The organism is Alkalicoccus chagannorensis DSM 18086 (genome assembly GCF_000429725.1).
In the GTDB taxonomy this organism is placed as follows: domain Bacteria; phylum Bacillota; class Bacilli; order Bacillales; family Salisediminibacteriaceae; genus Alkalicoccus; species Alkalicoccus chagannorensis.
In genome coordinates this window covers 1-20,841 of sequence record NZ_KE386947.1, presented here as the reverse complement: position 1 = coordinate 20,841, position 20,841 = coordinate 1, and the positions used below count along the sequence as shown (strand labels likewise).

Below are 20,841 nucleotides of genomic sequence, written 5' to 3'. Positions count from 1 at the left end.
GGTCTACGGCTGCCGGGGCAGCCGCGGAAAAGAAGGTATCCTGGGCCGCGGCGGCGGTGCACCTGAGGCGGAGCGGTCACCCGCCAACCTTCCACCCAACACAGCTCCATACGACGAGAAAACACGCCAGAAGACGCTTCTGGCGTGTTTGTTTCGGTTTAGGTGCTGTTCGTTACCGTTGTTCTGAGAGGCCGCCGGTCAGCTCCAGGATTCGCGCTTCCCGCTGTTCCTGCTCCCCCCGCTCGGCGAGGTCATACTTCTTCAATAGATGAAACAAATCGTTCAGCTCTTCCTGCGTCGGCTCCCCGTCAAGGAAATGTCCACTGGAGGTGTACACCCCTTTGGGAAGATGCGGCTTCTGCTCTTCCAGTTTTTTCTTCGTATCTTCTACCGTATGGTCGATCGGACAGCTCATGGCTGCTCCCTCCTTTTCTTCGGTAATCCGTTCTGGATGCGAGTAGACGTTCAAGGAATCGCCGCGGATGAATCCGACGGCGGTGATATTCAGATCGTCGGCCAGATCGATAGCGAGGGCCGTCGGCGCCGACTTTGACAAAACGATGCCGACGCCGATTTTGGCGGCTTTTGTCAGGACTTCCGACGAAATGCGTCCGCTGAAGACGAGCACTTTGTCCCGAACGGTGATCTGTTCATTCAAGCAGTAGCCGTACAGTTTGTCGAGGGCATTATGGCGGCCGATATCTGTTCGTACCGCAATCATGCCGGACGCATCAAACAGGGCGGCGTTATGGACACCACCGGTTCCCTGGAATACGTGGCTGGCGTCCTGCATCTCTCTCATAAAACCCATGCACTGACCGGCTGTAAGCGTCAGCCTGCTCGTCGATGTCTTCGCTGTGCGGACATCCTGCTGAAAGTAAAACTGACGGCTTTTGCCGCAGCAGGAACCGATGACCCGCTTCGTGTATTCCTGCTGCGGCAGGACACGTCCCTCGGCCAACTCGATATGGGCGAACCCGCCGTCTGCATCGATCTCCAATGAGGCGACGTCTCGTCGGAAGCGGATGACGCCTTCCGATGCAAGGAAACCGAGTACCATCTCCTCCAGGTCCACCGGCGTACAGACCATCGTCGCAAATTCTTCACCGTTGATGTGGAGCGTGAGTGGTTCTTCCAGCACGATCCGATCTTCGGTTTCTTTCCTCTGCCCCGCCTCATAGCGGACAATCGGCCGCGTCGTACTCATCTGCTGCTTCTCCATGCGCCTGCTCCCTCCTTCCAGTTGTCGTTGTGCCGTCAGTATACGCGGGGCGCTTCTGCTTTTGCAAGCGTTATTTCATCCCGGCACCATCCGCCGCTTCCTGTCTCAAACGATGCCACGGACAGCTGCAAGCATGCCAACGGAGAAAAAGCGAAGATTATTTCCCGGGAAATAACAAGGAATGAGAGAAATCCGCATAAAGCTATTGTAAATGCTTACATTTCGTTGTAGGATGAATTGTGAACAAACAATGAACGGAAAGCATGAAGATGCGGAACAGCGCTCCTGTTACCGGTTTCATGCGGACTGCTCAGTACGTGAGACCCTCTGTTGGTGTTTCAGCAGCGATCCTGTCAGAAGCTAACCGTTGTGTCTTTTTCCCGGGTGGAGTCTATCCAGCCTGCAGGAAAAAGGGACAGCGGTTTTTTTATTGCCTGGTAAAGCCAGCAGGGAGAGACCTACAGACAACAAGGAGGAAATCATCATGCAGGGAAAACTCAAGAACCGCTGGCTGATTGCGCTCGCCGCTGTCGGCATCCACATTTCCATCGGCTCGGTCTACGCTTACAGTGTCTTTCAGAATCCGCTCGAAAATCAGTTCGGCTGGAGCCTCGGCGCTGTATCCATGGCATTTAGTATCGCTATTTTATTTCTCGGTTTATCAGCTGCCTTCATGGGGCATTTTGTTGAAAAACACGGCCCGCGTCGTTCTGGCCTCGTCTCGGCGAGCTTTTTCGGTGTCGGGATGATCGGTTCCGGACTGGCTGTCGACATGGAGTCGCTCTGGATGTTCTACCTTACATACGGTGTCCTCGCCGGCATTGGACTCGGCATCGGCTACATCACGCCGGTATCGACGCTAGTGAAATGGTTCCCGGACCGCCGGGGGCTGGCTACCGGCCTTGCCATTATGGGCTTTGGTTTTGCGGCGATGATCGCGAGCCCGGTGATGGCCTCGCTGATTGACTCCGTCGGCATTGCCGGCACGTTTTACACGCTCGGTGCCATCTACTTTGTTGTCATGACAGCATCTGCCCTCTACCTGGAGCGCCCGCCGGCAGACTATATGCCTGAGTACCAGGACGGCGGCTCGAAGAAGAGTGAGGATGACCTGTCTCAGCTGACAGCGAATGAATCCATCAAAACGCGCCGCTTCTACTTTCTCTGGGTGATGCTGTTTATCAACGTCACGTGCGGCATTGCGATTCTCGCTGTTGCATCGCCGATGGCGCAGGAAATCACCGGTATGAGTGCAGTGGCCGCAGCAACAATGGTCGGGATCATGGGCTTTTTCAACGGAGTCGGCCGACTCGCGTGGGCATCCATTTCTGACTATATCGGACGACCGAACGTCTACACGGCCTTTTTCGGCATTCAGATCGTCGCCTTTTTCGCTCTGCCGTCCTTGACACATATCATCGCCTTCCAGATTGCACTCTTCTTGATCATGACGTGCTACGGCGGCGGATTCGCTTCGATTCCGGCGTACATCGGAGACCTGTTTGGCACGAAGCAGCTCGGAGCGATCCACGGCTACATCCTGACTGCGTGGGCAGCAGCCGGCCTCGTCGGTCCGCTCATGGCTTCTTACATCCGCACAGCGACAGAGAGCTATGCGATGACGCTCTATATCTTCGGCGGCATGTTCATCGCCGCTCTGGCCGTGTCCATCTGGATCCGCCAGGACATTCAGCGGCTGCGTGATGAACGGAAGGAAGCACGACTCGCAAGTTGACATTCGGTCCTGAGAAGGATACGCTTTCATGGAAGAGTTGATGCAAAGGAATGGAAGCCATGAATAAATACGAAGCCGAATTCAGCAACGTCGTCCGCGCTTTCCGCAAGAAACATATGGGCAAAGGCCCTGGAAGGATTAACACCACCTTCTGCAAAAACTGGGCGATCTGCGAGCTCGAAGGCAACCTCTCCCCCGTGGAGAAATTCATCGCAGAAGAAGAGAACGGCAGGCAGATGCTGCGCGCCGCGCGGACCGAGATGGTCAAGAACATCTACCGCCGCAACCGTCCGTATGAAATGGAAGAACTGCTCGGATGCAATTTCGTCGACTTGTTCGTCGATATCGATATCGAACAGGACAAGGGCATGTCGATTTTCATCTTTGACGAAAACCTTGAAGACAAGTTCTCTCAATAAGTGTGGTTAGGCACTGCGCAGCGCTCCTGCTACAGACCCAGCCACCGCCGATTTCCCGTTGACGGGAGACGTGCGGTGGCTTTTCGTTTACAACAGGAGCTTCACTATCAACAAGGAGGGATTCCCCATGGGGAATACGAAACATACCGGACCAATGAAAAAACTGAAAATGCCGCAGCCGCAGCACTGGGTCAGCCCGATTCCATTCGGCCTCGGCAAGGTGAAGCCGAAGCACATCCGCGATTCGTTCAAAACGATGTGGGACAACAAGGACAACTTGAACTATGCGAAAAACATCATCACCAAAGGTGTCTGTGACGGCTGTGCGCTCGGCGTCTCCGGTCTCTACGACCAGACGCTCACCGGACCACACGTCTGTACGACGCGTTTCAACGTCCTGCGCCTGAACACGATGCCGGCAATTAAACCCGACATTCTGCACTCGGACATCGATGAGCTGCGGCAGTATTCCAGCACGGAACTGCGTCAGCTCGGCCGAATTCCGTACCCGCTCATCCGTCGTCCCGGCGAGCGCAAGTTCTCCCGAATCACATGGGATGAGGCGATGGACCAGATTGCGGACAAGATGAAGCAGCTCGATCCGAAGCAGTATGCGTTCTACCTGACGTCCCGCGGCATCACGAACGAGTCGTACTACGTCGGCGGCAAAGTTGCCCGTTTTCTCGGCACGAACAACATCGACAACGCGTCGCGTATCTGTCATTCACCGAGTAAAACGGCCCTGAAGCGCTCGATCGGGGTCGGCGCCTCGACGGCAAACTACAAGGACTGGATCGGCACGGACGTGCTTCTTTTCTGGGGAAGCGTAGCGTCGAACTCTTCGCCCGTGTCCACGAAGTACATGCTTGAAGCGAAAAAGCGCGGCACGAAAATCATCGTCGTCAATCCGTACCGCGAGCCGTCCATGGATGAGTACTGGGTACCGTCTGTGCCGGAGTCCGCGCTGTTCGGCACGAAGGTGGCAGATGACTTTTACCAAGTCAACATCGGCGGTGACATCGCCTTTATGCACGGCATCATGAAGCACTGGTTCGAGATGGAGGAGCGGGAGCACGGCGCCGCGATCAATCACGAATTCGTCCAGGACCACGTGAATGACTACGAGGCGTTGAAAGAGAAAGTCACCGCTCAGAACTGGGAGGACATCGTCCACTCTTCCGGCGTTGAACAGGCGCGCATCGTAGAACTGTCGGAGCTGCTCGCCAACAGCAAAAACGCGGTGTTTGCGTGGGCGCTCGGCCTGACGATGCACTCCTTTGCAACAGACAACATTTCCCAGGTGGCCAACCTGGCACTGCTGCGCGGTTTCCTCGGCCGCGAACACGCCGGCCTTATGCCGTTCCGCGGACATTCCTCCGTTCAGGGAAGCGGCGAGATGGGCGCCGATCCGTTCGTCCTGCCCGGCGGCGACTACAAGGGAGAGAACATTCCTCGAATCGAGAAGCTGTGGGGCTTTGACCTGCCGACGTGGCAGGGCGACATCGTCGGCGTGACGCTCGAGAACATTCAGCTTCCGGAAGACAACGAACGCAAAATCAAGATGTACTACATGTCCGGCGGGAACTTCCTCGAGACGATGCCGGATCCGGATTACGTCGAGAAGTCGCTGTCGAGCCTCGATATCCGCGTGCACCAGGACATCATCCTGAACACGTCCACCCTTGTGGATGCCCAGGAAGCGGTCATCGTCCTGCCGGCGCAGACGCGCTACGAGCAGGAGGGCGGCGGAACATCGACGTCCACCGAACGGATGGTGTACTTTTCTCCGGAGATCCCGGGCAACCGGAACAAAATCGAAGAAGCCCGCGCCGAGTGGAAAATCTACGTCGATCTCGCGCACCGCGTGAAACCGGACACGGCGCACCTCGTCGATTTCCAGTCCGGCCAGGAGATCCGCGATGAAATCGCCAAGGCGAACCCTTCCTACGAGGGTGTGCAGCATTTGAAAGAACAGGGCGATGTCTTCCAGTGGGGCGGCGCGTGGCTCTGCGAAGACGGCACCTGCCCGACCCCGGACGGCCGCGGGAACTTGATCCCGGTCGACATTCCGGATCTGCACAAGAAACCGGGCGACTTCTATATCACGACCCGCCGCGGCAAGCAGTTCAATTCGATGGTGTACGGCGAAACCGACCCGTTCAATCAGGCGGAGCGAAACGACGTGCTGATCAATGCGGAAGACGCTGCGGATCTGCATATCCATGACGGAGAGGCGATCGTCGTGTATAACACGTTCGGCGTCTTCCAGGGGCATGCCCGCATCACCGACATTGCGCGGACCAACCTCGGGCTGCACTTTCCGGAGGGGAACTTCCTGCTGCCGAAAGGCCGGTACGAGAAGTTCGCCGGCATCCCGGACTACAGCATCGCTGTCCGCGTAGAAAAGGCGGAGCGTTTTCACGCCCGTAAAGATACCGAATACTTGGAGAAGCCGGTCGCCGACCTGGAAATGGTCCCGCCGAGCTGATCCGTCCTGCCACCTGCCGGGAATGCCCCGGCAGGTTTTTTTGTGTATTCGGCAGCGTTTCGGAGAGGAAGCGGGCTGCTCCGCCTGCCCTAACCGGAAAGGGCTTGGGTGACTGGCGGTCTATCAGCTGCCGGAGGAGACGTCGCCGGCCTGGACCGAAGCTCCGCTGCGTGGCGCTGAGTGACCGTTCCGGCTCACTGAACGTCCACTGCCTCTTTCCGAGTGACCGCCCAGCGCCGGTGTGACCGCTTTTCCTCCTCCAGTGACTGCCCGCTCCCGCCTAGCGACCGCCCACCGCCGCGCTGCGTCCGAGTCGGCGCCGCGAGTGACCGCTCCGCACCAAAAGAAGGCCACGACGAAAAACCTCCAGCCCACCATCCACCTCTTTTCCGCGGCTGCCCCGGCAGCCGTAAACCGGAAAGGGCTTGGGTGACTGACGGTTTGGAGGGGACGTCGCCGGCCTGGACCGAAGCGCCGCTGCGTGGCGCTGAGTGACCGAGCTAGGCTCACTGAACGTCCGCTGCTTCCTTCCGAGTGACCGCCCAGCGCCGGTGTGACCGCTTTTCCTCCTCCAGTGACTGCCCGCTCCCGCCTAGCGACCGCCCACCGTCGCGCTGCGTCCGAGCCGGCGCCGCGAGTGACCGCTCCGCACCAAAAGAAGGCCACGATGAAAAACCTCCAGCCCACCATCCACCTTGCTTCCGCGGCTGCCGAGGCAGCCGTAAACCGGAAAGGACTTGGGTGACTGGAGAACTTGCTGAAAAAAGCACTACACCCTCCTCCCGCCTCATCATCCGCCTTGCGACACGCCCATCAACCTGCTCTTCCTTCCTTTCGCCCTGTCCCCCGCCGAACTTCCCACCGTTTCTGCCGCCGATCACCGATGCATATGCGCACTTCTTCCCCTTTTCTGAAGCTGCCGTTAGAAAGGGGTTTATCTTCATATAGCAAAAGGAATCAGTGTCCTTGCCGCAGGGTATTTACTTTTACTGACATCCATGATGTTTTACCAATAATAATAGAAGAAACGGAACGAAAGGAGGAGTCAGATGCGTTACGGTGGTATTATCTTAGTTATGCTCGCTGCGGTCGGGTGGGGCCTCAGCGGCGGAATCGGCGATGTGCTGATGGAGAGGGACTGGGATCCGATGGTGATCTCCTTCTACCGGGGTGCCGTCGGACTGTTTTTCTTCATTCTCTGGTTTCTATTCAGCTCACGACCGGAACAAAAACCGAACTCGCGCTTCTACCTTTGGTCGGCGCTCGCTGGACTCGGCGTCGCCGGGAACTTCAGCCTGTATTACTTCAGTATTGAAGCATCGAGTGTGGCCATAGCGGCAACCTTGATGTATACCGCACCAATTTTCGTGCTGCTCCTCTCCTTCGTGCTCGGCCTCGAGCGCAATACGTGGTTCAAATGGGGGTGCATCGCGGGCGTGATGTTCGGGATCATCCTGCTCACCGGCGCATATAATCCAGAGGACGCCTCCGTCGGCTTGATCGGAATCGCTGCCGGCCTCGGTGCCGGCCTCTGCTATACGCTGTTTATTTTCGGCTTTAAAAACGCAGCACCGATGGGCAAACCGCAGACCGCGCTCACCGTCGCTTTCGCCGCGTTCTGCCTAATACTGTTTGCCCTCGGGGACCGCCAGCAGATGCTCGACGTCATCACGTCCGAAGACGTACTGCTCTTCGTCCTGCTTGGCATCGTCGGTGCCGGGATCTCCTTCATTCTCTATATATACGGTATCCGGTTCACGGCTCCGTCCACCGCGGCGATGGTCGCCATGGTCGAACCCGTAACGGCTTCGCTGTTCGGTCTCGTCATACTCGGAGACTTTCTTTCGGTCATTCAGCTCGGCGGCATGGCGATCGTCCTCCTTACCGTCACCATTCTCAGTATGAAGCAGGCCGGATAACAAAAAAAACACCTGCCCTCCCCCGTCGGGAAAGCAGGTGCTTCTCTTCATTCAGGAAAACAAGTTCCGCTCCAGCGCCGGGTCACTCGACCGCAGTTCGGTGTGAAACGGCACCGTGCACAAAAATCCAATCGTCAGGACGACGTACGACAGCAGCAGCGGAAAGAGCGGCAGGTTCCCGATGAAGATGAGCATGAGCAGAAACAACAGAAATCCAGCCAGCAGCCACGGATACTTCTCCTTCGTGTACTGCATCTTCCCGCACGACGGGCAGGTGGCGTCTGTATCTATCTTCATCGTTCGTTTCATCGTCTGCTTCCACGTCCACCGGGTGCTGCATTCTTTACATACAGGCAGTTTTTCCTTCATGCATTCTACCTCCTACGACTGGGGGTCCTTTCCGCGATGCTCCATCTGTTCATCGAGCAGGTCCGGATCACTGCTCTGCACACTCGCGAGCCACGGCGCCCCGAGCACGGCACCGGTGACGACAGCCACGACAAGCGGCGCAAACAGCCACCACGGCACCTCGATCAGGACACTTCCGATAATCAGGGCACTTCCAATCAAAATCGTCCACGCCGCCGACAAGGCATGCGTCCGCTTCGTCCGGAACTGCGTCTCCCCGCAGTGGGGGCACTCCCACGCCGAACCAGGCGTCATCCCCGCTTCCATCGTCTGTCTCCACGTCCACTTCACCTGACAGCTGCCGCAGCTAGGCACCGCCGACCCCTCCTCTTCTTTTTATTCATTATAACACGAACAAAAGCGCAGAGCGCCTTTTGGTCGGAACGATGTGCGGAAGCGCTGCAAGCTTTTTGAGGGAAGAAAACGTTCTTTGTTTCTTCCCGAGCAGCGCATGGAGCCGCCGTCACACTGTATGAAAACTTATACATTCTTATACTGGAACAAAAGCGCGCAGCGCCTTTTGATCGGAACGGTGTGCGCTCGCTTTCCTCGAGAAGCGGCCGGCTGTTGCAAAAAAAAGCCAGCCTCCCGGATCATCGGGAAGACTGGCATTCTTTCAATTAAGCTTTGCCGCGGTAGTTCAGATTCTTCTGGTTGAGCGAATCGTCTTTTCCGAACAGGAAATGCTTCTCCATGTCCGGCGAATACTTGGAGTTGACCGCTTCCTCCCCGGCAGCTTCGGCTACTTCCCGCAGCATCGCCGGCGAAGCCCCACAGCAGAGGCCGATGTAATTAATGCCGAGCTCCTTCGCCTCTTTCGCCCAAGCCGCAATTTCGTAGCGGTTATGGTAAAGCGGATCGAGCGACGTCGGGAACGTCGTCTCTGTCGGGAGATGGCAGCTGCAGCCGCCGTCCGGCAGGTTGAAGAACGTCGGATGCTCCTCGGTCGTACGGTACGGTACCGGCAGTCCGGCCACATAGCCGTCCACTTCGCCGCGGATTTTCTCGAGGTACGGCTGCATCGTGTCCGGCCCGCGGAAACAGTTCATGCCGACAACGAGCGCTCCCTTTTCCGAGAGCAGGCGGCACGATTCTTCCACCGTATAGCCGTCGCGGAGGATGTTCTCACCCATGAGCCCCATGGTAATGACGGCCGGCAGCCCGTGCTTTTGAATCTCCTCCAGCGCGACGACGGCTTCCTCGTGGTAATAAAACGTCTCGCCGTTCACGTAGTCCACGCCTTCTTCTTTACACCAGCCGATCATTTCTGCGAACATCCCCCGAACCTTTTCCACCGACTCCCGGTCTTCCGGATCGAAGATGTTCGTGTTGGAAATGTTCCCGGCGACGAGCGCCTCTTCCGTCGGATGCTCCTTCGCCACCTCTTTCGCCAGACGGATCGCCTGCCGATTCAGCGGCTCGAGCACTTCTTCCTTGCCGATGATGCGCATTTTTTCGCGGTGGGCGTTGTATGTGAACGCCAGCACTACATCCGATCCGGCATTCATAAAGTCACGGTACGTCTGCTTGAGCGCGTCCGGGTTCTCGAGCGCCACTTCCGGCACGAACGTTCCTGCCTGCAGATACCCTCTCCGCTCCAGTTCGAACAAATACCCTTCTCCGGCCACGACCGTGCCGTCTTTTAACCGCTGTTCTAAGCTTCGTTTCGCCATCCTATCCGCCTCTTTCTTCTCTATAGTTTCGCTGCGCGTACGATGCGTCGTCAAAAAACAGCAGATGCTGCACCATCAGGAAAAAGCCTTCCGCTACTGCTGAAGATTTCTCCTCTTCCCGTCTTCTGCTCCTGCAATCCTTGCTGGCAGCATCAGCATGCCAATGACACGGGACAGAACGGTCCATCCCGTGAAAGTTGCCAATGTTCTGATTAGACTGCAGAATACAACGCGTGAGAAAGAAAGTCAAGCAGGAAAACTCCCATATTTTCACAAAAACACTCCTTTCCCTTCCAGCTGTTTTTCTTCGGGACCAGAGCAGGCCTCTCGCCGCAGGATCGAATGGAAACCGCTTGATTGTGAAGGTGAGGAGCCGTGAAAAGACGAGACCGCCTCTTACAGCAGATCACCCGGCGAATCATCGCTATTTCACATTCTTACACAGGATAACAGCCTTTCTTACACAATTATGTGCATATTCATAACAACATGAAGTGAAAATGTTATAATAATCGTAGCTGCAAACGGATATTGCAATCCAATCTCCTAACCAGAAAGGATGACTTCGTATGAATCATTCCAATCGTGAGTTTGCAGACAGTAAAGACGTGCTCCATCATTTAAAACGCTTGAAAAAGATTGAATTCATCAACGCGTGTGTGCTTGGACTCTTATTATACGCAACAGCGATCGGAATTTTCCTTTCCGGGAATGTATATGCGGAATACGCCCAGGCCAATGGGATTCAACTCCTCCCGGCATCGTCCTCTACAACAGCAGGGATCGCCATGGCAGCTACAGGCATTCTCGCAGCCCTATCCTGCGTGTCGGCTTACCTGTTCTACTCCCTTCTGAAGAGAAGGCGGGCGATTGAAAACCATATCCGACCACGGATCACTGCGTATTTCGAGGAGTACCAGCCGGAACGCGTCGACATCAGCGAGGCCACGGCTGCAGCGGACCTAAAAGCCCGGGAGAAAACAATCAACCGGGAGTTTGTCAGCTACAACATCTGGTCCGTGAAAAACAAGACCGGCGAAGCGGACTCCGCTTACACCGCGACGATCCGCACGCGATGGGAAGGGTTCCACTTCACACACATCGAATCCTACACCAACGTGTACGCCGACAGTGCAGCAGATTTAAACAAGCGGATTCAAGCCCGCATCGATCAGCTCGACTCGCTGATCAAACGAAGCATTGCGTCGAGCAGTTCGGACGTGTACTTACTAAGAACACCCGCCAATCAGTTTCTTCAGTCAACGTTCTCTTCGTACATGCCCAAACTCAGGAGGCATCCGCATCAAAACCAAAGAAATGGATAATGAATAAATCAAACGAGCCGCCCTCCACGTGGAGAGGCGGCTTATTTTTGTGTGATGATTCCTTTGAATTCCATAAGAAAAGCGCAGCGGAACATTCAGTGTCTATTCGTAATCCACCAGCAAAAATCTTGAAGAAATGATGTTATACTGTAACATGCGGAAAGAGAACAGTAGAAAATATCTAATATCATCAACATACTCTGCAGGAACTCTTTTATGAGTACCAGAATTCAGAAAATTGATATTTCGCCTTGACTTCTGTTTGAAAGCGCTTTAATATGAGAAACAACTTCTTGAATACGTATTCAAGACTTGTTGAAGAGGAGGAGAGATGTTCTTTGGTTTCGTCTAGAGATGTCGCAAAGCATGCCGGAGTGTCACAATCAACAGTATCTCGAGTATTGAATGATCCATCGAAAGTGAATGACCAGATCGTTAAGAAAGTCCAAGAAGCAATAAAAGCCTTGAATTACCGTCCTAATTCAGTTGCAAGATCCTTGGTGAGCAATCGTACGAGAACGATCGCGTTGATTTCTGGTCCTCTACACAATCCTTTTTTTGTAGAAACAACGACCTCAATCGTCAACTATGCTGAATCCAAGGGGTATCGAACAATGGTCTTTTTTGAAAACACAGGCGAGAACAAACCTATTTATGAGGAAGTCTTGTCTGAACGCGTGGATGGCATTCTGCTATCTTCGATTTTTCGAGATGATCCTATCTTCGATGATCTACAGAACCTTGATATTCCGGTGATTATGTACAATCGACGCCATAACAAAGGAGGGAATTTTGTCGAAATTGACAATATGCAGTCCGGCAGGCTGGCTGCTTCACATCTCTTAGGATTAGGGCATCAACATATCTGCGTGGTTGGTGGACCGGATCACACATCCACTTTCTACGGAAGAAAACAAGGATTTTTAGAGGAGTACAAAACTCTAACCGGAACAGAAGTCCCCCCTTCTTTCATTAAAGATACTAACACCACAGAAGGAGCAGTTCACGAGTCAATAGTAGAGGTTATGAGTTGCACCCCTCCACCTTCGGCGATATTTGCGGCTACAGATGCTATTGCCATCTATGTGATGGACAAGCTCCAACAAATGGGATTTCACGTCCCAGAAGATGTCTCTGTATGCGGGATGGACAACGTGACTCTGGCCAAACATCAGTCTTTTCAGTTGACGTCAATCGGACACAAGGGACCCAAAAACCTGGGCTTGATCAGTGCAGAGTACCTCATTGAAATGATGGAGAATCCGTCGGAACAACAAGTACAAATCACGTTGGAACCAGTGCTTTATGATCGAAAGACAACAAAATCGTAAGCATTGTGTTTCTTTTTTGTTCCCTTTGAATACGTATTCACAGAAAGGATGAGATCTGTATGCAAACGTCATCGATAACGAGAGGCTGGTTTTATCAAGGAGAAGAACGGCAAGCAGAAGAGGTTTACGCTGTTTTTCACCCGCATACAGGAGAGAAGTTAGTCAATGTCCCCGACTCCACTCCGCGGATGATGAAACAAGCGATTGAAACGGCACATGACACGTTTTCAGCAACAAAAGAGATGACGAAAAAAGCGCGCGCTGACCTGTTGTTTGCAGCTGCTGCGATGATCCAAGAGGACAAACCGTACATTGCAGGCATTATCAGTGCAGAAGCCTGCAAACCACTCAAAGCTGCAGAATCGGAAGTCGATCGCACGGTGCAGACGCTTCAATTTGCAGGTGAAGAAGCGAAACGACTCGACGGTGAGTATCTGTCTTTAGATGCCGCTGCTGGGGGCGAAGGAAGAGACGCCTTCACCATCTATGAACCAATCGGCGTCATCGGAGCAATCACTCCCTTTAACTTCCCATTGAATCTGACCGTTCATAAAGTAGCACCGGCGTTAGCTGCTGGCAACACGATTATCATCAAGCCAAGTGAGCAGACACCATTGTCCAGCCTTTATCTTGCCGAGGTACTTACAAAAGCAGGCTTTCCAGCAGGGGCGATTGCAGTTGTTCCAGGAGACGGAGTGACTTTAGGGAAAGTCCTGATTGAACACGAATTCGTTAAGAAGATCTCCTTTACCGGCAGCCCCCGAGTCGGAAAGCTGATTAAAAGTCAGGTTGGATTGAAACGTATCACGCTGGAGCTTGGAAGCAATTCGCCGATGTATGTGGATCGATCGATCACGGACCTCGATGCGGTCGCCGCCAAAGCAGTCCAAGGCGCTTTTTCTTATAACGGTCAAGTGTGCTTAAGCACGCAGCGCATCTATGTGCACCATGAAATTGCTAAAGCATTCAAAGAATTCTTCATCAAGCACACGGAACGATTGGTGTTCGGAGCGCCAGAAGACCGGGATACAGACGTTTCCAGTCTGATCAATCAAGAATCTCAGACACGCGTCCTAGCTTGGATTAACGAGGCGCAGTCGGAAGGTGCGACCCTTTTAACCGGCGGCAAAGCAAAAGCAAACGGGATAACCCCGGCTGTACTCGAGGATGTTTCATCCGAATCATCCATCTCGTGCAATGAGGTTTTCGGTCCTGTGGTTCTCATCAACGAAGTGACAAACTGGGAGAGTGCACTTGAGGATATGAATAACAGCGACTATGGATTGAATGCCGGAACGTTTACGAACAATTTATCTCAGGCCATGAAAATGGCTCACGGCATCGAAGCAGGCCAAGTACTGATCAATGACGTCCCAACGCTTCGTTTTGATCACATGCCTTACGGTGGTGTGAAGCAATCCGGCTATGGACGGGAAGGGGTGAAATACGCGATACGGGAAATGACAGAAATGAAGATGATCAGCATCAACTATAACCTATAAGGAGCTGCCTTATGACGATTTCCATTATCAACTTTGACCCTGTCCACACGCCTAATCAAGTGTATTATCCACATCTCCTGTCGACGTGGACAACCAATTTCAGAACTGTTTTTGCATCCCGCACGGAAAAACGCGCACTGATGACCAACCTGGTGAAAGGCGGAACCAGCTTCGCTGATCCTCCTCAAATCAAAGAAATGAAAGCGCTATCAGATCAAGTGATACCTGCTTTTGTATCTATCGAAGAAGCCGAAGCGGACGCGCATGAAATGCTGAGACGATTTTATCTTCATAAAGCCCGATCTTGGAAAATACCAGAAATGACGCACTTGGACTCCACCTTGTTGTATGTTCCCTTTGAGTATTTTGAGCGTCCTTCTGCTTTATTGAAACGAGATACGTTCTATTTGTATGAACCGTTGTCTGGAAGCGAGGAACCGTTGAAAAAGCACCCGGAAATTTACGATTTCATTCGATCAAAGGAGGCAATATTATGACCTTTCTATACATTATGGCTGTGTTAATTCTAAGCACCTGGATCGGGATGGCATTCGTTTTATTTAAAACAAACCTAGTTGACGAAGAAGAGTAAAAGGAGGGGTAGTCGTGGATACAACGATTGTTATTTATTCGTGGATTTTCATGGGATTGTTTATTTTGCTGATGTTCACTATGGGATGGATTGGCATGAGGCGCACCAATACATCCGATGACTTTGCCACTGCAAGATCCAGTTATGGACCTTTTGTCATCGCTCTGGTTATCGCTGCCGGCATCTCCAGTGGCTCTACCTTCATGGGAATGCCCGGCCTAGCTTATTCCATTGGTACGCCTTCGCTTTGGTATCCGTTATTGTATCCCATTGCGACGGTTATCGGCATGCTCTTTGTGGCGAAGGTCATCAAACGGTACGGAGATAAATTTGGAACGAGAACGATTCCCGAATTTATCGGGGAACGTTTCCAAAGTGATTTTCTGAGACTTGCCTTAACCATTATTTCCATCCTTCTTATTTTCTATGTCGTGTCCCAATTTGTAGCGGCAGCAACGATGTTCCAGACGATGATGGGGATTGAATACGGATTAGGATTAATCATCACCGCTATTGTGCTGGCCGTGTATGTCTTCATGGGAGGATCCCATTCCGACATCATTACCGATGCCATTCAAGGGTTTTTGATGGTGATTATCGCGATCGTTGTCTTTATTTCTTTCCTATCGAGCTTTGGTACAGGGGGCAACTTCCAACAAATGCTCTCGACCATCGGACAGGAACGGCCAGAAGGTGGATTTGATCAGCTGTTCCTTGCTGGGGACAATACGTATGGATCAATATGGCTAGTCGGGTTGTTATTCATTGCCCACCTGCCATTTGCAGTACTTCCCCACCTCGGGAATAAATTCATGGCCGTCAAATCCGGAAAAGATTTAAAGAAACTGATCATGTATTGTACGATTATCGCAACGATCCTCCCACTGATGGCTCTTGGCGGCATGCTTGGTATTGCTGTGATCGGCGGGGATGCTGGGATTCACCCAGACCAGATCATTCCTGTACTATTCAGTGAGTTGTTCCCACCAATCATCGCAGCCTTCTTCGCTGTTGCTGTACTATCGGCTATCATGTCAACGTCGGATGGGCTGATTGTATCGTTGACGCAGCTCCTTGCCAATGATTTATATAGAAAGTCGATCGTTCCGAAAATCAACATCACAAGAGAAAAAGCAGAGCGAAATGAACTGCTCATCAGTCGATACAGCACCTTTATCGTCATTGCTGCGGCTATTGTTATTGCGTGGTCCCCACCTGAATTCCTTTCCATCTTCATGTGGATCGGAATCGGAGGCATCATGTCTGCAACAGCAGGGCCTCTGATTGTCGGTGCCTTGTGGAAGCGGGCGACAAAAGTTGCCGCTATTTCTTCTCTCTTGGCTGGTACAATTTCCTACTGGATCATTTACCTTCCGTTCGGTTTCGACTTCTCCAATCCTTTTGGAGCGGCCGGACTCGGTGTTATTATCGGCATGGCTACGATGTATTTCGTCACCATTGCTACATCCTCAAAGCAAGATATCGGCACGCTGTATGAAAAGACAGCTCCAACCGAATCCAGCTGATCATCACCGCTTCATCTACATGATACGGATTGAGGTTCCGTCCCTACGCTTCTTTACAGGAGCGTCAGGGGCGCCTCTGTTTAACGCTTGGATGTTCTCAAAAGAGGGAACGATACTCTTGCACATGATTCGAGCAGCCAATAAGTCTACTGATTCGAACGACGGCGGCTCGGATTATGCTGAACGTCCACGCTAACTCACACTATTTGGAGGTCGATCAACATGTCTTTTCCTTTTGTCTCCCCCCTTCGCATCGAAGCAGGGGAAAATGCTGTCCAAAAACTGCCAGACATCATTAGTGGATTCGGAGCTGCACGAGTGATGGTGTTTGCAGACCCCGGCGTTGTCAAAGCCGGCATTACAGACGCTATAACAGCATTACTCGATCAAGCTGGCGTCAAGTACGACATATACCAAGACCTTGAACCTGAACCCCCCGTCGCTATCGGGGATAAGGCCGTTGACCATTTAAACGAATTCCAAGCAGATCTCGTTATTGGGATTGGAGGTGGGAGTGCCCTTGATATCGCGAGTGCAGCCGCTGTCATGTCCGGAAATGAAGGTTCTATTAAAGAATATCTAAACCTAAGCGGAAACAAAGCTTTTACGAGTAAAGGCCTGCCAAAGATTTTAATCCCGACCACTGCTGGAACAGGCGCCGAGATCACCGACATTGCCGTGTTCTCTCTCGAAAATACGAAAGACGTGCTGACTCACGAATACCTGCTTGCTGATGCAGCCATTGTCGATCCAGCCTTAACGTACTCCGTACCACCCTCTGTCACAGCGGCTACGGGGGTAGATGCTCTCACCCATGCGGTTGAAGCGCTTGTGTCGGTGAAAGCAACTCCATTAACCGATGCCTTGGCCATGGAAGCAATCAGACGTATTTCCGGCAGTATTCGAACGGCAGTAGCTGAAGGATCCAACAAAGAAGCTCGAGCGGATATGGCCTGGGGAAGTATGATTGCTGGACTAAGTTTCTATAACGCGGGTGTTTCTGGCGTCCACGCCCTCGCATATCCTCTCGGAGGTATGTTCAAAGTATCGCACGGAGAAGCGAATGCGGTCTTGCTGCCGTATATATTTGACTTCATCTGGCCTCACGCTCTTCCTAAGATGCAAATGATGGCTGAAGCTTTAGGCGTATACAAGTCGGGTATGTCGGACGAAATAGCAGCGAAATCAGCTGTACTTGAGCTGAAATCGATCGTCGAAGACGTCCACATCCCAAACAACTTAACCCACTTCGGTGTCACACGAGACGATCTTCCAAAATTGACAGAAGCCGCTGCCGGACAAACACGCTTATTATCCAGAAGCCCGAAACAATACTCTCATGATGACATCCTTAACCGCTACACAGCCGCCCTTGAAGGCAAGCTGACCGTGCAAAAGTAGACTCTTCATGGTGAACTGAAACGGTACAGCAGATAGACAAAGAACCCGCCAATTAGATTGACGGGTTCTTTGTCTGTACCGCAATATTCAACAATGCTCCGATAAAAGAATGACTTATAAACTTGTCATGAAACGAGACTTTATTTTGTAGATCTCCAATCTTACAAGGCGTATCTCCTTAGCGAAGGTGAAATGCTTTTGTTCCGATAAGGTTCAAGAATAAAGGTTCTTTCCAACCTGCCTACATCCTGAATGAATCCAACTCTTCCCGTTCCGACCGCTTGATCATTATCATGAGCGAGTACGTGTTTACACATGTCCTCAAGGTTATCAAATTGGTCGAACTCCTCTAGAAGCCAACCTTGTTCATTTACAAGTACTTCTCGAATCGCAACAGCTTCATCCAATTCTTCTTGTTCAGTTATTTTCGTTACCTACATATTGTTCCACCCTTTAGATGCAGATTTCCACCAACCACATGTTGCAATTGCAACAAAAACAATGTACATTAACTATATATTTATTAGTGTATTTGCAACAATATATTTATTGAGGAGACGATTATGAAAGATATCTTACGAGAAATTGGCATGATAGCTCGCGCATTGGACTCCATCAGTAATATCGAATTCAAAGAAATGGACCTGACAAAAGGACAGTATTTGTACTTGGTGCGAATATGCGAAAACCCAGGCATTATTCAGCAACAAGTGAGCGACATGATTAAGGTCGATCGCTCTACCGCCACCCGTGCCATTCAAAAACTAGAAATGAACGGCTTTATTGAAAAGAAAGAAGATCACCATAACAAAAAAAATAAAAAGTTGTTTCCAACGGAAAAAGGGAAAACGGTCTACCCTTTCATCAAAAGAGAAAATGAACATTCTGATCGAGTGGCCTTAACAGGCTTTTCTGATCAAGAAATGGTGACTGCCTATGAGCTTTTGGAGCGAATCCGGATAAATGTCGAGAAGGACTGGGATTATGTTAAAAAGGGCAATAAGCGAGATTATTAACGAGCTGAAGGAGCGATTGATCTAAATGATAGTAATGAAGAAATGTACCTTAGAAGATGTTCGGGACCTGCAAACCATCAGTACGGAAACGTTTCGGGAAACTTTCCAGAAACAGAACTCACCAGAGCACTTGAACGCCTACTTGAAAAGAGCCTACAATCTGGACCAACTCACTCAAGAGATAGCAACCCCCTCTTCACAATTCTATTTTGTTTATTTGGATCAGGAACTAGCCGGCTATCTGAAGGTCAATACCGATGAGGCCCAGTCGGAAACAATGGACAGGGACTCGCTGGAAGTCGAGCGGATTTATGTGAAAAGAGAATTCCAGACACACGGCCTAGGAAAACACCTGATGAACAAAGCAATGGAAATTGCGCTGGAACAGCAGAAAAAGAAAATCTGGCTCGGTGTCTGGGAAGATAATGAAAACGCCATTGCGTTCTACCAGAAAAAAGGATTCATCCAAACCGGTTCTCACTCCTTTTTTATGGGCGATGAGGAACAAGTGGACTTGATCATGACGAAAACACTCTAAGGTCATGTTCAGCAAGTAATCCTGCAGCTGCGCTTTTTCGATCGACAAGCCGTGCCGACGAGCGGTCTCGATCCAGCTCATACCCAAAACGAATGGAGTCATGCTGTTGATAGAAAAACACTCTCAGGAAAGGAAAGAGGCACATGAACGCTAATTTCCATAACGAACCCGGCCTTCGGCTCCTGTTCAACCATCAGGACATTTTCCTGGAAATCGACGCGGAGGCGGCTTCCTACAGCCTGAACGAACGGATCGAGCAGCTCTGCCTTCAGTTAGGGAAGGAGGGATACCATCGTATGGTACTGGAATGTCCCGCCTCCACCGCCAACGCGCTGCCGAGTGTTCGAACGTACATGACATTGCAGAACAAACGAGTCGGCTTCCGCCGAGCGCTCGGCAACCTTTCCCCGTTTCCATTCCAGCAGTATACGTGTACCAAGCTGTCGCTTGGCCATCAAGCTGTCCTGCATCTCGCAGACATGATGCAGACGGACACAACGACGGCAGCCCGATTTCTGAACGGCATGCAGCAGGAACTGCCGGATCAGGCCGATGACATGATGACGATGCTCTATTTCGAGAACACCGCCATCGGCCTCGTGCTCCCCCACGTGGAGCCTGATACCGACCAGGAAGGCCGCCTCTTCTGGATGGGGCTGCACCCGGACTTCCGTAGCCAGGGGCACGGCCAGGCGCTGCACTACACCGGCCTGTACCGGCTGCAGGAAGAGGCGCGGGCACGCAGCTATTACGGCATTACCGACCACACGAACCACGCCATGCAGCGCATCATGAAAAGTAACGGCTGTACCCAGGAGGAGGAGCCGCTTCTGACGTTTGCGTACCGAGCCAAGTAGTAAGAGCGTTTCGATGTAAGGGTGTCCGACAAAAAGTGCTGCTTACAGAAGACGCTTCAGGCGTTCGTCATTTTTATGAAAAACACGGCTTTCGTTCCTGTGACAAAGGAATACTGGTGGCTTTGCTAACCTGAATAGATGACCCAAAGCATAAAAAAAGAGCCCTGCTGCAAGGAAAAATTCATGCAGCAGGGCTTTTCTTCATGATGGAAGCTGCCAATGCCTAGTTACAGACCGGCGGGCTTGGACGATGGCTTCAGCTGTACGTGAAAGTCACGACGCGGGAGTCGGCGACAGGTTCGTATCCGATGCGGGTATAGATGGCATTTGATGTCGGATTGGATAGATCCGTGTACAGCGTGCAGAAAGCATAGTGTTTCAGGAGCTCTGTTGTGAGCGAGGCCGTCACGTTCTCCGCGTAGCCCTTCCCTCTGTATTCCGGTGGCGTATACACATGCTGCACGGCGCAGGACCCTGCAGCTGGCCGACCTGCTGCCGCCATCGACACGGGGTGAGGCCCGTCCTCCCACAGCAGGATGCTTCTACTGAACACGAACTGCTCCGCCTGTTCTGCTGCTTCTTCTCTCGGGACAGCCTCGAGCGCCTCTTCGGCAAAAGCTGCTATCCAGGACGTGAGCAGCGGCAGATCTTCTTCTTCCGCCCAGCGCGGAGTACCGCTTGTGTGCCGAGGCGGAATAACTCGATCCGCCCGAAAGATCCGCTGCTCCATGCCAATGTCCGCCTGACAGCCATGCCGTTCCTGCCAAATGCGCCGGAACGATTCCACTGCCGGGACACTGCCGATGATGCTCGGTACATCATGAACAGCAAGCTCCTCGACAGCACTTCGCCACACGGGATCCATGTCGGTTGTAAACGCCGTAAGAAT

17 protein-coding genes and 1 pseudogene are annotated in these 20,841 nt (G+C 52.2%); 13 read left to right on the top strand and 5 right to left on the bottom strand.

The window, feature by feature from the left end; genetic code table 11:
• Nucleotides 1-433: 433 nt before the first annotated feature.
• Nucleotides 434-1,222 (bottom strand): annotated as a pseudogene (gene fdhD, locus G477_RS20315) (formate dehydrogenase accessory sulfurtransferase FdhD); the annotation flags it as partial.
• A 484-nt stretch (nucleotides 1,223-1,706) separates the two neighbouring features.
• Here fdhD and G477_RS0117940 point away from each other — a divergent pair.
• The 4 genes from G477_RS0117940 (at nucleotide 1,707) to G477_RS0117920 (ending at nucleotide 7,783) form a co-directional block, all read left to right on the top strand.
• Nucleotides 1,707-2,957, top strand: a complete 1,251-nt coding sequence (locus G477_RS0117940) for an L-lactate MFS transporter (RefSeq protein ID WP_026699082.1) — start codon at nucleotides 1,707-1,709, stop codon at nucleotides 2,955-2,957.
• A 59-nt stretch (nucleotides 2,958-3,016) separates the two neighbouring features.
• A complete protein-coding gene (locus G477_RS0117935; RefSeq protein WP_026699081.1) occupies nucleotides 3,017-3,376 on the top strand; it encodes a Na-translocating system protein MpsC family protein in 360 nt (119 codons plus the stop codon).
• 127 nt (nucleotides 3,377-3,503) lie between these two features.
• Nucleotides 3,504-5,864, top strand: coding sequence for an FdhF/YdeP family oxidoreductase (locus tag G477_RS0117930; protein WP_026699080.1), 2,361 nt, complete (start codon nucleotides 3,504-3,506; stop codon nucleotides 5,862-5,864).
• 1,049 nt (nucleotides 5,865-6,913) lie between these two features.
• A complete protein-coding gene (locus G477_RS0117920; protein ID WP_026699078.1) occupies nucleotides 6,914-7,783 on the top strand; it encodes a DMT family transporter in 870 nt (289 codons plus the stop codon).
• Between the two features lie 51 nt (nucleotides 7,784-7,834).
• Here the strand turns inward: G477_RS0117920 and G477_RS20310 are convergent, their stop codons facing one another.
• From G477_RS20310 to G477_RS0117905, 3 genes are all read right to left on the bottom strand, one after another.
• On the bottom strand, nucleotides 7,835-8,152 hold the full coding sequence (locus tag G477_RS20310) for a TIGR04104 family putative zinc finger protein (protein WP_035212477.1): 318 nt from the start codon (nucleotides 8,150-8,152) through the stop codon (nucleotides 7,835-7,837).
• Between the two features lie 12 nt (nucleotides 8,153-8,164).
• Entirely contained in the window at nucleotides 8,165-8,506 is a 342-nt protein-coding gene (locus G477_RS20305) for a TIGR04104 family putative zinc finger protein (RefSeq protein WP_156897398.1), read from the bottom strand.
• Between the two features lie 305 nt (nucleotides 8,507-8,811).
• Nucleotides 8,812-9,864, bottom strand: a complete 1,053-nt coding sequence (locus G477_RS0117905; RefSeq protein WP_026699077.1) for a homocysteine S-methyltransferase family protein — start codon at nucleotides 9,862-9,864, stop codon at nucleotides 8,812-8,814.
• A gap of 569 nt (nucleotides 9,865-10,433) precedes the next feature.
• Here G477_RS0117905 and G477_RS0117895 point away from each other — a divergent pair.
• The 9 genes from G477_RS0117895 (at nucleotide 10,434) to G477_RS20805 (ending at nucleotide 19,952) form a co-directional block, all read left to right on the top strand.
• The gene (locus tag G477_RS0117895) at nucleotides 10,434-11,189 is read left to right on the top strand and encodes a hypothetical protein (protein WP_026699075.1); all 756 of its coding nucleotides are present in this window, start codon (nucleotides 10,434-10,436) and stop codon (nucleotides 11,187-11,189) included.
• 293 nt (nucleotides 11,190-11,482) lie between these two features.
• Nucleotides 11,483-12,520, top strand: coding sequence for a LacI family DNA-binding transcriptional regulator (locus G477_RS0117890; RefSeq protein ID WP_170203913.1), 1,038 nt, complete (start codon nucleotides 11,483-11,485; stop codon nucleotides 12,518-12,520).
• A gap of 59 nt (nucleotides 12,521-12,579) precedes the next feature.
• Nucleotides 12,580-14,022: an aldehyde dehydrogenase family protein gene (locus tag G477_RS0117885; RefSeq protein WP_051288237.1), complete on the top strand. Its 1,443-nt coding sequence runs from the start codon at nucleotides 12,580-12,582 to the stop codon at nucleotides 14,020-14,022.
• A gap of 11 nt (nucleotides 14,023-14,033) precedes the next feature.
• Entirely contained in the window at nucleotides 14,034-14,519 is a 486-nt protein-coding gene (locus G477_RS0117880; RefSeq protein ID WP_026699072.1) for a hypothetical protein, read from the top strand.
• Nucleotides 14,520-14,628: 109 nt separating this feature from the next.
• Nucleotides 14,629-16,140, top strand: coding sequence for a sodium:solute symporter family protein (locus G477_RS0117870; RefSeq protein ID WP_026699071.1), 1,512 nt, complete (start codon nucleotides 14,629-14,631; stop codon nucleotides 16,138-16,140).
• A 222-nt stretch (nucleotides 16,141-16,362) separates the two neighbouring features.
• Entirely contained in the window at nucleotides 16,363-17,541 is a 1,179-nt protein-coding gene (locus G477_RS0117865; RefSeq protein WP_035212472.1) for an iron-containing alcohol dehydrogenase, read from the top strand.
• A gap of 563 nt (nucleotides 17,542-18,104) precedes the next feature.
• The gene (locus tag G477_RS0117860; RefSeq protein WP_026699069.1) at nucleotides 18,105-18,557 is read left to right on the top strand and encodes a MarR family winged helix-turn-helix transcriptional regulator; all 453 of its coding nucleotides are present in this window, start codon (nucleotides 18,105-18,107) and stop codon (nucleotides 18,555-18,557) included.
• 25 nt (nucleotides 18,558-18,582) lie between these two features.
• A complete protein-coding gene (gene paiA / locus G477_RS0117855; protein WP_035212469.1) occupies nucleotides 18,583-19,095 on the top strand; it encodes a spermidine/spermine N(1)-acetyltransferase in 513 nt (170 codons plus the stop codon).
• 143 nt (nucleotides 19,096-19,238) lie between these two features.
• Nucleotides 19,239-19,952, top strand: coding sequence for a GNAT family N-acetyltransferase (locus G477_RS20805; protein WP_051288235.1), 714 nt, complete (start codon nucleotides 19,239-19,241; stop codon nucleotides 19,950-19,952).
• 256 nt (nucleotides 19,953-20,208) lie between these two features.
• Here the strand turns inward: G477_RS20805 and G477_RS20295 are convergent.
• Nucleotides 20,209-20,841, bottom strand: a 633-nt coding sequence (locus G477_RS20295) for a GNAT family N-acetyltransferase (RefSeq protein WP_051288233.1), incomplete at its 5' end; no start/stop codon positions are given.